13 protein-coding genes are annotated in these 14,440 nt (G+C 69.3%); 9 read left to right on the top strand and 4 right to left on the bottom strand.

Features of this window, described 5'->3' with window-relative positions:
• The first annotated feature begins 3 nt into the window (after positions 1–3).
• The 7 genes from sucC (at position 4) to xsc (ending at position 9,101) form a co-directional block, all read left to right on the top strand.
• The gene (sucC, locus tag H0B54_RS23470; protein ID WP_188262327.1) at positions 4–1,128 is read left to right on the top strand and encodes an ADP-forming succinate--CoA ligase subunit beta; all 1,125 of its coding nucleotides are present in this window, start codon (positions 4–6) and stop codon (positions 1,126–1,128) included.
• Positions 1,125–2,033 (top strand): succinate--CoA ligase subunit alpha, encoded by a 909-nt coding sequence (locus H0B54_RS23465; RefSeq protein ID WP_188262326.1) that lies wholly within the window; start codon positions 1,125–1,127, stop codon positions 2,031–2,033. The genes sucC and H0B54_RS23465 overlap by 4 nt, the downstream gene beginning before the upstream one ends.
• A gap of 103 nt (positions 2,034–2,136) precedes the next feature.
• Positions 2,137–5,121 carry a molybdopterin oxidoreductase family protein gene (locus H0B54_RS23460; protein WP_188262325.1) on the top strand — a complete coding sequence of 995 codons (2,985 nt, stop codon included), beginning with the start codon at positions 2,137–2,139 and terminating at the stop codon, positions 5,119–5,121.
• The gene (locus H0B54_RS23455) at positions 5,118–5,876 is read left to right on the top strand and encodes a 4Fe-4S dicluster domain-containing protein (RefSeq protein WP_188262324.1); all 759 of its coding nucleotides are present in this window, start codon (positions 5,118–5,120) and stop codon (positions 5,874–5,876) included. The genes H0B54_RS23460 and H0B54_RS23455 overlap by 4 nt, the downstream gene beginning before the upstream one ends.
• A 13-nt stretch (positions 5,877–5,889) precedes the next feature.
• Positions 5,890–6,855, top strand: coding sequence for a dimethyl sulfoxide reductase anchor subunit family protein (locus tag H0B54_RS23450; RefSeq protein ID WP_188262323.1), 966 nt, complete (start codon positions 5,890–5,892; stop codon positions 6,853–6,855).
• Positions 6,856–6,893: 38 nt separating this feature from the next.
• Positions 6,894–7,262, top strand: a complete 369-nt coding sequence (locus H0B54_RS23445) for a hypothetical protein (RefSeq protein WP_188262322.1) — start codon at positions 6,894–6,896, stop codon at positions 7,260–7,262.
• A 63-nt stretch (positions 7,263–7,325) separates the two neighbouring features.
• Positions 7,326–9,101 carry a sulfoacetaldehyde acetyltransferase gene (xsc, locus tag H0B54_RS23440; RefSeq protein WP_188262321.1) on the top strand — a complete coding sequence of 592 codons (1,776 nt, stop codon included), beginning with the start codon at positions 7,326–7,328 and terminating at the stop codon, positions 9,099–9,101.
• A gap of 259 nt (positions 9,102–9,360) precedes the next feature.
• Here the strand turns inward: xsc and H0B54_RS23435 are convergent, their stop codons facing one another.
• Positions 9,361–10,218, bottom strand: coding sequence for a ParB/RepB/Spo0J family partition protein (locus tag H0B54_RS23435; RefSeq protein ID WP_109068426.1), 858 nt, complete (start codon positions 10,216–10,218; stop codon positions 9,361–9,363).
• Positions 10,208–11,230 carry an AAA family ATPase gene (locus H0B54_RS23430; RefSeq protein ID WP_188262320.1) on the bottom strand — a complete coding sequence of 341 codons (1,023 nt, stop codon included), beginning with the start codon at positions 11,228–11,230 and terminating at the stop codon, positions 10,208–10,210. The genes H0B54_RS23435 and H0B54_RS23430 overlap by 11 nt, the downstream gene beginning before the upstream one ends.
• 177 nt (positions 11,231–11,407) lie before the next feature.
• Here H0B54_RS23430 and H0B54_RS23425 point away from each other — a divergent pair, with 177 nt between their 5' ends.
• Both H0B54_RS23425 and H0B54_RS23420 read left to right on the top strand, forming a co-directional pair.
• Entirely contained in the window at positions 11,408–11,632 is a 225-nt protein-coding gene (locus tag H0B54_RS23425; protein ID WP_094307134.1) for a hypothetical protein, read from the top strand.
• A 443-nt stretch (positions 11,633–12,075) separates the two neighbouring features.
• A complete protein-coding gene (locus tag H0B54_RS23420) occupies positions 12,076–13,176 on the top strand; it encodes a lipid II:glycine glycyltransferase FemX (RefSeq protein ID WP_246472727.1) in 1,101 nt (366 codons plus the stop codon).
• 71 nt (positions 13,177–13,247) lie between these two features.
• Here the strand turns inward: H0B54_RS23420 and H0B54_RS23415 are convergent, their stop codons facing one another.
• Together H0B54_RS23415 and H0B54_RS23410 are read right to left on the bottom strand one after the other, a co-directional pair.
• Complete coding sequence (locus H0B54_RS23415) at positions 13,248–13,445, bottom strand: hypothetical protein (protein WP_035683083.1); 198 nt, start codon at positions 13,443–13,445, stop codon at positions 13,248–13,250.
• 97 nt (positions 13,446–13,542) lie between these two features.
• Entirely contained in the window at positions 13,543–14,196 is a 654-nt protein-coding gene (locus tag H0B54_RS23410) for an HAD family hydrolase (RefSeq protein WP_188262318.1), read from the bottom strand.
• Positions 14,197–14,440: the final 244 nt, after the last annotated feature.

Raw genomic sequence — 14,440 nt, 5'->3', positions numbered from 1 at the left:
ACGATGAACTTCGAGGAACAGGCCGGGAAATCCGTGCTCGCCCGCGCCGGGGTGAGCGTTCCGCAGGGGCGCCTCTGCGCCAGCGCGCAGGAGGCCGAAACCGCCGCCCGCGCCATCGGGCCGGTGGTCGTCAAGGCGCAGGTGCCGACGGGCAAGCGCGGCAAGTCGGGCGGCGTCAAGCTGGCCACCACGCCGGAGGAGGCGGCCGCCGCCGCGCAGGCCATCCTGGGCATGGAGATCGGCGGCTTCCCGGTCGCCCGCGTCCTGGTGGAGGAGCAGGCGGCCATCGCCCGCGAATTCTACGCCGCGGTGCTGAACGACCCGGCCAGCCGCAGCCCGCTCGTGCTGTTCTCCACCGAGGGCGGCATGGACATTGAGGAGGTCGCGGCGACCCGCCCCGAATCCCTGCGCCGCATGGCGGTGGACATCCGCAAGGGCTTCGGCCCGGCGGACGCGCGCCGCCTGCTGCTGGGGCTGGACCTCGGCGAGGCCGCGGTGCCGGTGGCGGCGATGCTGGTCGATCTCTACCGCGTCTACCGCCAGCACGACGCCGAGCTGCTGGAAATCAACCCGCTGGCCCTGCTCGCCGACGGCCGCGTCGTGCCGCTGGACTGCAAGCTGACGGTGGACGATGCCGCGCTCTACCGGCAAACGGACATCGCCGAACTGGGCGCCAGGGAAACGCTGTCGGCGCTGGAGGAGCGCGGGCGGGCACTCGACCTCAAATTCATCGAGCTGGAGGGCAATGTCGGCGTCCTGGCCAATGGTGCCGGGCTGACCATGACGACGATGGACGTGGTCAGCCACGCCGGCGGGCGCCCCGCCAACTTCCTGGAGATCGGCGGCGAGGCCTACACCAAGGGGACGGAGGCGCTGGACCTCGTGCTGTCCAACCCCGGCGTCAAGAGCCTGGTCGTCAACTTCTGCGGCGCCTTCGCCCGCACCGATGTGATGGCCGGCGGCGTGATCCAGGCCTGGAAGACGCTGAACCCCACCATCCCCGTCTTCTTCTCCATCCACGGCACCGGCGAGGACGAGGCCGTGCGCATGGTGCGGGAGGAGCTGGGGATCGAACCCTACGACCGGATGGAAGACGCCATCTCGGCAGCCGTGGAGGCCGCGCGATGATCGTACGCAAGAGCGACCGGGTCCTGGTGCAGGGCATCACCGGCAAGCAGGGCACCTTCTGGACCGAGCAGATGCAGGCCTACGGCACCACCGTGGTCGGCGGCGTGAACCCGAAGAAGGCCGGGCAGAGCCATTGCGGCGTGCCCATCTTCGCCACCGCGAAGGAGGCCATGGCGAACGGCGGTTTCGACGTGTCGGTGATGTTCATCCCGCCCGCCGCCGCCAAGGCCGCCGCCATCGACGCCATCGAGGCGGGCGCCAAGACCGTCGTCTGCCTGACCGAGCACATCCCCTCCCACGACGTGATGGAGATGCACGCCGCGGCGGCGGAGCACGGCACGCGCATCATCGGGCCGAACACCGCCGGCATCGTGACGCCGGGCGAAGGATTCGTCGGCATCATGCCCGCCTTCAACCCGCGCGTCTTCCAGCCGGGGCGGGTCGGCGTCATCTCGCGCAGCGGCAGCCTGGGCACGCTGGTCTGCCTGAACCTCGTGCGCGGCGGCCATGGGCAGTCGGCCTTCCTCGGCATCGGCGGCGACCCGATGATCGGCACCACGACCAAGGACGCGCTGGCCGCCCTGATCGACGATCCAGGCACCGACGCCATCGCGCTGATCGGCGAGATCGGCGGCAGCATGGAGGAGGAAGCGGCGGAGCTGGTGGCGAAGACGGACAAGCCCGTCGTCTCCTTCATCGCCGGTCGCGCCTCCCCGCCGGGCAAGAAGATGGGCCATGCCGGCGCCATCGTGACCGGCGACCGCGGCAGCTACGCCTCCAAGCGCGGCGCGCTGGAGCGCGCCGGGGCCGTCGTGGTCGATGTGCCGGGCGACCTGCCGGCGGCCCTCGACGCCCTGATGGCCGAGGCCGCGAAACGGTCGGGCGCGCAGCGGCTCGCGGACTGAGCGCTCAGCCGCCTTTTTGAAGAACGGCACGGCAGCACAGCCACCCTCCCCCGGCCCCCGCCGGGAGGGAACGGGGGAGGCATTCCGGAAGGAACGGAACAGGATGGCGAAGATCGACGACGTCGGCGGCCAGCGTGCGCGCGGGTTCGCCTTCACCCAGGGGTTCCAGCGAAGGAGCGGGCCGGCGGCGCCCGAGGACGCGCGCGGCTGGCTCGACCGCTACCAGTCGCCGCGCGAGGACATCGACCCCTCGCCGACCGTCTCCGACACGGTCAAATACACCACCTGCTACATGTGCGCCTGCCGCTGCGGCATCAAAGTGCACATCAAGGACGGCCAGCTCCGCTTCATCGAGGGGAACAAGGACCATCCGGTGAACCACGGCGTGATCTGCGCCAAGGGGTCCGCCGGCATCATGACCCAGAACTCCCCGGCCAAGCTGCGCAAGCCCCTGCTGCGCACGGGGGAGCGCGGCACCGGCGAGTTCCGCGAGATCGAGTGGGACGAGGCGCTGACCATCCTGACCGAGCGTCTCGGCAAGATCCGCGACAGCGACCCCAGCAAGCTCGCTTTCTTCACCGGGCGCGACCAGAGCCAGTCGCTGACCGGCTTCTGGGCGGCGCAGTTCGGCACGCCCAACTTCGCGGCGCATGGCGGCTTCTGCTCCGTCAACATGGCGGCGGCGGGCATGTACACGCTGGGCGGCAGCTTCTGGGAGTTCGGGGAGCCGGACTGGGACCACACCCGCTACCTGCTGCTGTTCGGCGTGGCCGAGGACCATGACAGCAACCCGATCAAGATCGGCCTGTCGAAGATGAAGGCGCGCGGCGCCAAGATCGTCTCCGTCAACCCGATCAAGACCGGCTACTCCGCCATCGCCGACGAGTGGATCGGCATCCGTCCGGGCAGCGACGGGGTGTTCGTCTTCGCCCTGATCCACGAGCTGCTGCGCGCCGACCGCATCGACGCCGAGTATCTGGTCCGCTACACCAACGCCCCCTGGCTGGTCATCCAGGACCCCGGCGCCCCCGACGACGGCCTGTTCGCCCGCGACGCCGACGGCGCCCCGCTGGCCTGGGACGCGGTGGAGCAGCGTGCCGTTCCGGCGACCGCAGCCGGCATCCGCCCGGCGCTGGTCGGCGCCGTCACCCTGCCAGACGGGCGGCGGGCCGTGCCCTCCTTCCATCTGCTGGCCGAGCGCTACCTCGACCCGCAGCACGCGCCGGAGGCGGTGGCCGAGCGCTGCGGCGTGCCCGCCGACACCATCCGCCGCATCGCCGCCGAGATGGCCCACCTCGCCTTCCAGGAGACGCTGACCATCGAGCAGCCCTGGACCGACTGGGCGGGGCGGCGCCACGAGCGGATGGTCGGGCGGCCCATCGCCATGCACGCCATGCGCGGCATCTCCGCGCACTCCAACGGCTTCCACACCTGCCGGGCCATCCACATCCTGCAAATCCTGCTGGGCACCATCGACGTGCCGGGCGGCTGGCGCTACAAGTCGCCCTACCCCCGCCCCGCTCCGCCGGGTCCCAAGCCCGCCGGCAAGCGCGGCGAGACCGGCCCCGGCAAGGCCATCGCCGGGATGCCGCTCGGCTACCCCATGGGACCGGAGGACCTGCTGGTCGGCGAGGACGGGCAGCCGCTGCGCATCGACAAGGCCTTCAGCTGGGACGCGCCGCTGTCGGTGCACGGGCTGATGCACATGGTGGTCGCCAACGCCTGGGAGGGCGACCCGTACCGCGTCGACACGCTGTTCATGTACATGGCCAACATGGCCTGGAACTCGTCGATGAACACGTCCGAGACGATGCGGATGCTGTCCGACAAGGACCCGGACACCGGCGAGCACCGCATCCCCTTCATCGTCTATTGCGACGCCTACGCGTCGGAGATGGTGGCCTACGCCGACCTCGTGCTGGCCGACACCACCTATCTGGAGCGGTGGGACTGCATCTCCCTGCTCGACCGCCCGATCGGCAGCGCGCACGGCCCCGGCGATTCCATCCGCCAGCCGGTGCTGACCCCCGACCGCGACGTGCGGCCCTTCCAGGACGTGCTGATCGAGCTGGGCGCCCGCCTCGGCCTGCCCGCCTTCGTGCGGGAGGACGGCAGCCCGCGCTACCCCGGCGGCTATCCCGACTATATGACCAACCACGAGCGCAAGCCCGGCATCGGCCCGCTGGCCGGCTGGCGCGGCGCCGACGGGAAGGACGCCGGCAAGGGTGCGCCCAACCCGGACCAGCTCGACCGCTACGTCCGCAACGGCTGCTTCTGGCACTTCGAGCTGCCGCCGGAGCAGCACTATTTCAAGCACGCCAACCAAGCCTATCTGGAGACCGCCACCCGCATGGGCTTCCTCGACAAGCCGGAGCCGGTGATCCTCCAGCTCTACGTCGAGCCGCTTCAGAAATTCCGCCTCGCCGCGCGCGGGCACGGCGCGGTGGTGCCGCCCGCCGACAAACGGCGACGGGTGGATACCTACTTCGACCCCCTGCCCTTCTGGTACCCGCCGCTGGAGGAGGAGGGGCTGGACGAGGGCGCCTTCCCGCTGCACGCGGTCACCCAGCGCCCGATGCCCATGTACCATTCCTGGGGCTCGCAGAACGCCTGGCTGCGGCAGATCCTGGCGCGCAACAGCCTGTACATCGCGCGCTCCACCGCGGAGGCGCTCGGCCTCGCCGATGGCGACTGGGCCTGGGTGACCAGCCCGACCGGGCGCGTCCGGGTGCCGATCCGGCCGATGGACGGGGTGGAGGCCGGGACGGTGTGGACCTGGAACGCCATCGGCAAGCGCTCCGGCGCCTGGAACCTGTCCACCGACGCGCCGGAGGGGACGAAAGGCTTCCTGCTCAATCACCTGATCTCCGAACTGCTGCCGGAGCGCGACGGCTACCGGTACGCCAACGCCGACCCGGTGACCGGACAGGCCGCCTGGTACGACCTGCGCGTCCGCGTCGAGAAGGCGCCGCCGAAGGAACGGGCCGAGACGATGCCGCGCTTCCCCGCCCAGGCCATGCCGCCGGGCGTCGAGCCGCCGCCCGCCATCCTGCGGACCGGCGCCGTCTTCCGGAGGACCCGCGCATGACGAGCCTTCCCAACCGCGAACCCGGCACGCCCCGGCTGGGGCTGGTCATCGACCTGGACACCTGCGTCGGCTGCCACGCCTGCGCGGTGGCCTGCAAGCAGTGGAACGACGGCGGCCACATGGCGCCGCTGACCGACACCGACGCCTACGGCGCCGGACCGGACGGGGTGTGGTTCAACCGCATCCACAGCTTCGAGGCCGGCTCCGAGCGGGGCGGCTGCGGCGGGTCGCGCACCACCAACTTCCCGCGCTCCTGCCTGCATTGCGAACAGCCGGCCTGCGTGACCGTCTGCCCGACCGGTGCCTCCTACAAGCGGGCCGAGGACGGCATCGTTCTGGTCAACGAGGATCTGTGCATCGGCTGCAAGCTGTGCTCCTGGGCCTGCCCCTACGGCGCGCGGGAGTTCGACCAGGACGTTGGCGTGATGAAGAAATGCACGCTGTGCATCGACCGCATCCACAACGAGACGCTGGCGGAATCGGAGCGGGTGCCGGCCTGCGTCATGGTCTGCCCGACCTCCGCCCGCCATTTCGGCGACCTCGCCGACCCGTCCTCCGCCGTCTCGAAGCTGGTGGCGGAGCGCGGCGGCTACGACCTGATGCCGGAACTGGGCTACCAGCCGACCAACAAGTACCTGCCGCCCCGGCCCCGCCCCACCCTGGCGCTCGACGAACGCGTCACCAAGGACAGCGCCAACGACGATCAACCGCTCCACGGCCTGCTGAAATGGGCCGACCGCATCCTGGCGCGCTGAGGGAGGGAGTCCCATGCATCCGGCCTTCTCCATCATCTTCTTCACGAGCGCGGCGGGCGCCGGCTACGGTCTGCTCGCCCTGCTCGGCCTGCTGGCGCCCTTCGGCCTGCTGCCGGCGAGCCCGCTGTTCGGCCTCGCCGCCCTCGCCCTCGCCCTGGGTCTGGTGGTGGCCGGTCTGCTGTCCTCTCTGGCCCACCTCGGCCGGCCGGAGCGGGCGTGGCGGGCGCTGTCGCAATGGCGCAGCTCCTGGCTGTCGCGCGAAGGGGTGGCGGCGGTCGCCACCTTCCTGCCGGCGGGCGTCTTCGCCATCGCCTGGATCGTCCTGTCGACCGGCAATGACGGAGGCGGGAGCGGCGTGGCGGGCATCGCCGGCTGGATCACCGCGGCGATGGCGGCGGTCACCGTCTACTGCACGGCGATGATCTACGCCTCGCTGAAGCCCATCCGCCAGTGGGCCAACCCCTGGGTGCCGCGCACCTATCTGGCGCTGTCGCTGATGACCGGAGCGCTGCTGCTGAACGCGCTGCTGGGCGTGGCGGGTCAGGCGGCGGGCTGGTCCTCGCTGCTGGCCCTGGCGTCGGTGGCGCTGGGCTGGGCGGCCAAGGAAGGGCATTGGCGGCACTGCGCCACCGCCCGCCCCGTCAGCACCGCGGAGACGGCGACCGGGCTGGGCCACATCGGGCGGGTCCGCCTGCTCGACGCCCCGCACAGCGAGGACAACTACCTGCTCAAGGAAATGGGCTTCCGCGTCGGACGCCGCCACGCCGTCCGCCTGCGCTTCATCACCCGCCTCGCCGCCTTCGCCCTGCCGGCGGCGCTGAGCCTCGGCGCGCTGGCCGCCGGCCCTGGCGCCCTGTCCGGCACGCTGGCGCTGCTGGCCGCCGCCGCCGCCGCGCTGGGGGTGATCGCCGAGCGCTGGCTCTTCTTCGCCGAGGCGAAGCACACCGTGACCCTCTTCTACGGCGCCGGGGAAGCCTGACCCCGCCTCTTCACCCCTCAATCGGGAAAGGAGCAGACATGCCGCAGGACCACACCGATCACGGCTCCGCCCTGGCCTTCTTCATGACCCGCGCCAAGGCGATGGATGCCAGGAGCCTCTACATCTGCGGCTCGCCCTCCTGCCCGCGGGTGGGCTTCCGCTCCGGTCCGGGCATCGTCTACGAGCCGCTGTCCACCGGCCTCGCAGGACGTCTGGTCGACCGCTTCGCGGTGGACGGGCACGGCCTGAGCCAGGGGCTGCTCGTCTGGAGCGGACGCCATTACCGCTGGTTCGCCATGCCGATGCCGGAGGGGGCCGACGGCTACGCCCCCCTGATCGCCGTGCACCGGCCCGCCATTTGTCCCGGCCCCGGCGAGCGGGCCATGCCGCGCGTGATCGCCGGCTGACCACCCTTGGCCACCCTCCCCTTTCATCCCACGCCACCCATCCATGAAACGAGGATGCGCACCATGAAAATGACCACCGAGGAAGCGTTCGTGAAGGTCCTTCAGATGCACGGCATCCGGCACGCCTTCGGGATCATCGGATCGGCCATGATGCCGGTCTCCGACCTCTTCCCCAAGGCCGGCATCCGGTTCTGGGACTGCGCGCACGAGACCAACGCCGCCCTGATCTGCGACGGCTACAGCCGCGTCACCGGGGAGATGGCCATGGCCATCGCCCAGAACGGACCCGGCGTGACCGGCTTCGTCACCTCGATCAAGACCGCCTACTGGAACCACACGCCGATGCTGCTGGTGACGCCGCAGGCCGCCAACAAGACCATCGGCCAGGGCGGTTTCCAGGAGGTCGAGCAGATGGCCATGTTCAAGGAGATGGTCTGCTACCAGGAGGAGGTGCGCGACCCCAGCCGCATGGCCGAGGTGCTGAACCGCGTCATCGAGAAGGCGTGGCGCGGCTGCGCCCCGGCGCAGATCAATGTGCCGCGCGATTTCTGGACCCAGGTCGTCGACGTCGAGCTGCCGCAGATCGTCCGGCTGGAGCGTCCGGCGGGCGGGCGGCAGGCCATCGCCGAGGCGGCCCGCCTGCTGTCGGAGGCGAAATTCCCGGTCATCCTGAACGGCGCCGGGGTGGTGATCGGCGGGGCCATTCCGGACAGCATCGCGCTGGCGGAGCGGCTGGACGCGCCGGTCTGCTGCGGCTATCAGCACAACGACGCCTTCCCCGGCAGCCACCCGCTGTCGGTCGGGCCGCTCGGCTACAACGGCTCCAAGGCGGCGATGGAGCTGATCGCCAAGGCCGACGTCGTTCTGGCGCTCGGCACACGGCTCAACCCCTTCTCCACCCTGCCCGGCTACGGCATCGACTATTGGCCGAAAGCCGCGAAGATCATCCAGGTGGACATCAACCCCGACCGCATCGGCCTGACCAAGAAGGTCTCGGTCGGCATCTGCGGCGACGCCCGCCAAGTGGCCCAGCAGATCCTGGCGCAGCTCGCCCCCGGCGCCGGGGACGCGGGCCGGCTGGAGCGCCGGGCGCTGATTCACCAGACCAAGTCGGCGTGGCTGCAACTTCTCTCCTCGCTCGACCATGAGGAGGACGATCCCGGAACGAGCTGGAACGCCGAGGCGCGCGAGCGCGAGTCCGACCGCATGTCGCCCCGTCAGGCGTGGCGGGCCATCCAGGCCGCCCTGCCGGCGGACGCCATCCTTTCCACCGACATCGGCAACAACTGCGCCATCGGCAACGCCTACCCCACCTTCGAAGAGGGGCGGAAGTATCTGGCGCCGGGCATGTTCGGCCCCTGCGGCTACGGCTTCCCGTCGATCGTCGGCGCGAAGATCGGCTGCCCGAACACGCCGGTGGTCGGATTCGCCGGTGACGGCGCCTTCGGCATCTCGATGAACGAGATGTCCTCCATCGGGCGCGAAGGATGGCCGGCGGTCACCATGGTGATCTTCCGGAACTTCCAGTGGGGGGCGGAGAAGCGCAACACGACGCTGTGGTTCGACAACAACTTCGTCGGCACGGAGCTGAACCCCAAGCTCAGCTACGCCAAGGTGGCCGAGGGTTGCGGCCTGAAGGGCGTCACCGCGCGCACCCAGGAGGAGGTGACGGCCGCCCTGCGCCAAGCCATCGAAGACCAAGGGCGCGGCATCACCACCTTCGTCGAGGTGATCCTGAACCAGGAGCTGGGCGAGCCGTTCCGCCGCGACGCCATGAAGAAACCGGTCGCAGTCGCCGGCATCGACCCGGCGGACATGCGCCCGCAGCAGCCCTTGTAGAGCGGGGCGCGGCGCCGTTCACATGGTTCTTCTTTGCATGAGTTGCAGGGGCTTTGCCCCCACCCTAACCCTCCCCCGCTGCGCAGGGGAGGGAACTTTTTTGCCCCCTCCCCTGCGCAGCGGGGGAGGGCCGGGGTGGGGGCAATACTGTCCAAAATTGACGCCCCGGGGCACGTCACGTTTCGACTTCGAAAGCTCCTATAGGTTGTTTTATTTTTAAAATAGCACAATCTAAAGGTGCTTTCGATTTCGAAAGCGGTCATTCCCCCAACAGATCGTCGATGCGCATCCGCAGGTCCCGCAGAAGCTCCCGATGCTCCTTCTGCATCGCGTTGCTGACCGCGTCGATGGCCTTCAGCTCCTTCTCGATGCGGTTGATCGAGCGGCCCAGCACGCGCATCGGCTCCGCCGATCCCGGCGCCTTGGACGCCCGCGCCGCGCGCACCGACTGCACCGTCAGACCGCCGGTGCGCGCCGACTGCCACAGCCGCCTCACCTCGCCCTCGTCGCCGACGAAGGCCAGCTCGACCAGGGCGGAACGGGACACCGCGTCGGGATTCTCCCGATACTCGCGGAGGATGTCGGTGGGCAGGTCCAGCACCTTCAGCCGCTTCGACACCTCGGCCTCCGAACAGCCGAGCACAGCGGCGACCTCCGCCTGGGCGTAGCCGTGGCTGTCGATGAGCTGAGTCAGGCCGCGAGCCAGATCGATGGCGTCCAGGTCCACGCGCTGGACGTTCTCGATCAGCGCGATCTCCTCCGCCTTGCCCTTGGTGATGATGGCGGCGATGGTCGGGCGGCCGAGCATCTGGTGGGCGCGCAGGCGGCGCTCACCGGCCACGAGGCGGTAGACGCCCTTCTCCGCCGTCTCCTGCACCAGCACCGGTTGCTGAAGCCCGTGCCGCTCGATGGAGGCGGCCAGCGAGGCGAGCGCCGTCTCGTCGAAGACGGTGCGCGGCTGGTTGGGGTCGGTGCGGATGGCGGCGACGTCGGCTTCGATCAGCCGGGGCAGGGCGCCGGTCAGCCCGAACAGCCGGTCGGTCTCCAGGGCCGGGGCGGTGTTCTTCGCTTGAAGGACCGTGGCGGCGGTCTGGCGGGTCAGCTTCTTAGGCGGCATCGGACGACTCCCGGATGCGTCCGGTGGCCTTCAGAAGGGCACCGGCGATGGCGGCGTAGCTTTCCACGCCCGGCGCGCCGATGTCGGCGTCCAGCGTGATGACGTTGGCACCGGCGGCCTGCGCGTAGATGGTCGCACGCGGCACCGGCGGGAAGACCCGGTAATCCTCGCCCCACAGCCGGCCGATGTCGTCCAGCGAGGAGCGGTCCTGCGTCTGGCGGGGATTCAGCATGGTCGGCAGGACGCCCAGCACCCGCAGGTTCGGGTTCAGCCGCCGCTGGATCTTCGTCACGGTGTCCAGAAAGGCGTTCACGCCCAGGATGGCGTGCGGCTCCGCCTGGCAGGGGATCAGCACGAAATCCGCCGCGGTCAGCGCGTTGATGGTGACCGCCCCCAGGTTCGGCGCGCAGTCGATCAGAATGAAATCGTACTCGCCCCGAACCGCGTCCAGCATCTCCGCCATGGCGGTCTGCGCGTTGGTCAGGTTGCCGGGAAGCTCGGTGTCGGCGCTGGCGAGCGCAATGCTCGACGGCACGACGTCCAGCCCATCCACGCTGGTCGGGCGGATGACCTCGGCCAGCTTCGCCTTGCCCATCAGCGCGTGGTAGAGCACCCTGCCCTGCTCCGTCAGCGCCACCACGTCGGTCTGCGGCACGCCGACATGGACCGTGGCGTTGCCCTGCGGATCGGCGTCCACCAGCAGCACGCGGTTGCCGGACCGGGCCAGCATGAAGGCGACGTTGATCGAGGTCGCCGTCTTGGCGGTGCCGCCCTTTTGCAGGCCGATGGCGATGGTCGTGCCAGCGCGCGGCGTCGCGGTCGCCGGCTGTTCCAGCGACAGCAGCAGCAGGCGGCCCAGCACGTCGCGGGGCAGGGGTTCGCGCCCCGTCTCCCACTTGCTGAGCCGCTGCTTGTCGTATCGGCGGCCGGTCAGTTCGTTCACGAACGCGGCCATTTGCGTCTGGGTGAGGCCGCGCCTCTCGCGCAGCAGCTTCAAATCGTCGCCGGTCATTGCCCCCTCGTCGCCCCATTTGCCGGAGTCGTCTGGGAAGCTATCAAGTCGTCCCAACCCCCGCAATGGGTGTCTACCCAAGATCCGGAGCAGCCGGCACTGGCGGAAGGGGGCCTCTCCGGTGCATAACTGGACAGGCGGGGCCGGCGGCGGCACCGAGGCTGTGGGGTTGCGCGAATGGCGGCGAACTGGTCGGTGCGGCAACTGGTGTGTCAGGCGCATGGTTGCGAGTTGGCCGTGTCGTGGCGGACCGATGGCCGCTGGACCTGGACCGTGTCGGTGGCCGGGGAGCGCATCGCCGTCGGCATCGCCCAATCGCAGGAAGGCGCCCAAGACGCCGCCGCCAACGCCGCGGAACGCCACGCCCGCGCAGATGGCGTCATCCAACTGACCATGTTTTGACGGACGACGCCTGAAAGCCCGTTCACCGGCGTCGAATTGGGCGTATTGCACCGCAGCATTCACGTCGATACGGGCGTAGCCCATACAATCCCCAGAAAAAGCGCTTAGCCACAGAGAATAATCCAGTGGGATTTTGCGCGAACCCATCAGGGTTTGTGTGATTTTCCCGTGCGTCTCCTATTGTTTGTGGACGATCGCAAAGACCGTAGGCCGCGCGTGATCTGCCTAAGACCTTCCGCGGAGTTTCGACCTTTGACGATCCGACGGCTCTGGCCTCCGGCCAGGGAAGCGGGACGGGCGAGGTTCCACGTCCGCCCCGGTTGTACCCATTCGACCAACCACGCGAGAGGCTCGACGTGACTTCGCTGGGGAAACGCCAGATTCACACCGACGCATTTGGGGGCGATTGCCTGGACGCTTCACCCGCTGTCGAAATCGACCGTATGGACCGCGGCGGCTGGTACGCCGTCATGAACGGCTTCGACGACGCCAACATTTTCCAGACCTGGGATTTCGGGCGCATCGCCCATCCCAGCCGCGACCTCAGCCACATCGTGCTGCGCCAGGACGGCCAACCGGTCGCCGCGGCACAACTGCTGGTCCGCCGGGTGCCGGGCATCGGCGGCATCGCGCTGGTCATGTGGGGACCGCTGTGGCGTCCCAAGGGCCGCCAAGCCGATCCGGCGGCGTTCCTGGCCATCATGGAAGCGATGAAGGCCGAATACAGCGTCCGGCGCGGGCTGTTCCTGCGCGTCCTACCGCGCATCGAGGACGGGGCAGGGGAGGGCGCCGGCGCGCTGTCCGCCATGGAGGCGCTGGGGATGCGGCACAGCGACGGCAAGGCCCCGTACCGCACCTTCATCATGGACCTGACCCGCGACGAGGCGACGATCCACAAGGACCTGTCCCGCCACTGGCGTCGCGGCCTCGCCAAGGCCGAAGGGGCAGGGCTGGAAATCGTCGAGGGCTCCTCGCCGGAGATTTTGGACGCCATCGATGACCTGTTCATACAGACGCAGCGCCGCAAGGGCTTCCGCGCCTTCGACAGCCGCACCCTGACGAAGGTCCATCGTGCCCTGCCCGAGGGCATGAAGATGCACGCCGTGATGGCCTCCCACAACGGCGAGCCGGTGGCCGGCGTGGTGGTGTCGCTGCTGGGCGACACGGCGCTGATGCAGAACTCGGCCACCGCGGAGGCCGGACTGCCGCTGAACGCGGCCTTCCTCGTCCATTGGAAGGCGATGCAGTGGGTGAAGGCCAACGGCGGGAAGCGTTACGACCTGCATGGCGTCAACGCCCAGGCCAACCCCGGCGTCCACCTGTTCAAGCGCGGCTTCGCCGGCAAGGGGGAGGAGGAGCGGGTCTTCATCGGCACCTTCGAAGCGCCCGGCCCGATGCTCAGCCGGCTTCTCGTCGAAGGCGGCCAGACGGTGCGCACGCTTGCCGCGACCTGCACCGCGCAGGCCAGTCAGATGATGGCGATGGCGATGAACAAGGGGCAGGCCGAGCGCGCCGACGCCACCACACCGTCCAACCCAGCCTGAACGTCGGACACGCAAAACGCCCGGTCCATGGCCTGGACCGGGCGTTTTGTTGGTGTGTTACCGGGCAAGCGTCACTGGGTGCGTGCGATCACCGGCACGCCGTCCAGATCCTTGGGAAGATCGTCGGGGATGCCCGACGCGAAATTGACCGCGATGGCGTAGTCGTCGGACAGCTTCGTGACTTCGGCGCGGGTCATACCGGGGTACCCGCTGAGGATCGCCAGATAACGGTCACGGGCGGCTTCGGCAGCCTCTTTCGGCACGGGCATACTGACCTCCCTTTCGTCATAGGTTGCCCTAATCATTTATGGATTGTTGGCCCCATAAACAATACCCCAATGCGACCGCTTACCGCAAATCCGCCGCTCAGATTCGTTGAGCGAGCCCGTGCAGGTCGCCGACCACCGTCACGTCGGGTGGGAAGGGGTTCGGTAGCCCTTCCGACACCACACCGACGAAGCCCATGCCGGCCTTGCGGGCGGCTTCCAGTTCGGTCAGGGAATCGCCGATGGCGAGCGACCGCACCGGGTCGTGCCCGCCCTCCGCGACGATGCGCGCGAAGACCTCCGCCTTCACGTTGGGGGAGCCGGTGATGCTGCGGAAATGCCGCTCCAGCCCCTTGGCGCGCACGGTGCCCATCAGCACCTCGTGCGGCGTGCCCGAGACGAGATGGCAGGGCGTGCCGTCCAGCTGGTCCAGCACCGTCTCCGCGCCGGCGATCAGCGGGCAATCGGGAACGCGCGGATCGACGATCTCGGCGTAGCGGCGGGCCAGATCGTCGATCTCCGCCGGGCCGGGGTCGCGGCCGAACATCTCCCGTTCCAGAATCGCCAGCATCTTGAACCGGCTAAGGCCGCCGTTGCGCCAGATCGTCTGACGCATCCGCTCCTCCGTCTCCGCATCCTCGATGCCGTAGAGGATGGCGAAGCCGCCATTCTTGGTGGGCACGGAGTCGATGATGACGCCGTCGAAATCGAAGATCACGACCTCCGGGTCCAGCCGGTCGGGTGTCTGAAGCATTGCGCCGTCTCGCATCGTTGTGGTGGCCCCGCACGGAACAAGAGCGGGTGCCGGAAAAGGCGTCGGGGGATCGTACAGGAAATCCGCCCCGCCTCAACGCTTCGGGCGGAAGAAAAGGCCCTTCGGAAAAGCTGTCTCACAGTGTGGCGCAGGCCACAGCAGGGGAGGGCGGCGGGGCGTAGTGTCTGGTCATCGAACAGGCCGGGCCCCGACGCAGACGGAACCGGCAGCCAGCTCCCCCAGA

This window comes from Azospirillum tabaci, from assembly GCF_014596085.1.
Taxonomy (GTDB): Bacteria; Pseudomonadota; Alphaproteobacteria; order Azospirillales; family Azospirillaceae; genus Azospirillum; species Azospirillum tabaci.
This window is presented reverse-complemented; position numbering and strand designations above follow the sequence as displayed.

Coding starts and splice junctions, on each gene's coding strand:
- H0B54_RS23430 (WP_188262320.1), bottom strand. CDS start 11,230: ATGACCGGCGACGATTTGAAGCTGCTGCGCGAGAGGCGCGGCCTCACC.
- H0B54_RS23420 (WP_246472727.1), top strand. CDS start 12,076: ATGGACCGCGGCGGCTGGTACGCCGTCATGAACGGCTTCGACGACGCC.
- H0B54_RS23455 (WP_188262324.1), top strand. CDS start 5,118: ATGACGAGCCTTCCCAACCGCGAACCCGGCACGCCCCGGCTGGGGCTG.
- H0B54_RS23425 (WP_094307134.1), top strand. CDS start 11,408: ATGGCGGCGAACTGGTCGGTGCGGCAACTGGTGTGTCAGGCGCATGGT.
- H0B54_RS23435 (WP_109068426.1), bottom strand. CDS start 10,218: ATGCCGCCTAAGAAGCTGACCCGCCAGACCGCCGCCACGGTCCTTCAA.
- H0B54_RS23415 (WP_035683083.1), bottom strand. CDS start 13,445: ATGCCCGTGCCGAAAGAGGCTGCCGAAGCCGCCCGTGACCGTTATCTG.
- H0B54_RS23460 (WP_188262325.1), top strand. CDS start 2,137: ATGGCGAAGATCGACGACGTCGGCGGCCAGCGTGCGCGCGGGTTCGCC.
- H0B54_RS23445 (WP_188262322.1), top strand. CDS start 6,894: ATGCCGCAGGACCACACCGATCACGGCTCCGCCCTGGCCTTCTTCATG.
- xsc (WP_188262321.1), top strand. CDS start 7,326: ATGAAAATGACCACCGAGGAAGCGTTCGTGAAGGTCCTTCAGATGCAC.
- H0B54_RS23465 (WP_188262326.1), top strand. CDS start 1,125: ATGATCGTACGCAAGAGCGACCGGGTCCTGGTGCAGGGCATCACCGGC.
- H0B54_RS23450 (WP_188262323.1), top strand. CDS start 5,890: ATGCATCCGGCCTTCTCCATCATCTTCTTCACGAGCGCGGCGGGCGCC.
- sucC (WP_188262327.1), top strand. CDS start 4: ATGAACTTCGAGGAACAGGCCGGGAAATCCGTGCTCGCCCGCGCCGGG.
- H0B54_RS23410 (WP_188262318.1), bottom strand. CDS start 14,196: ATGCTTCAGACACCCGACCGGCTGGACCCGGAGGTCGTGATCTTCGAT.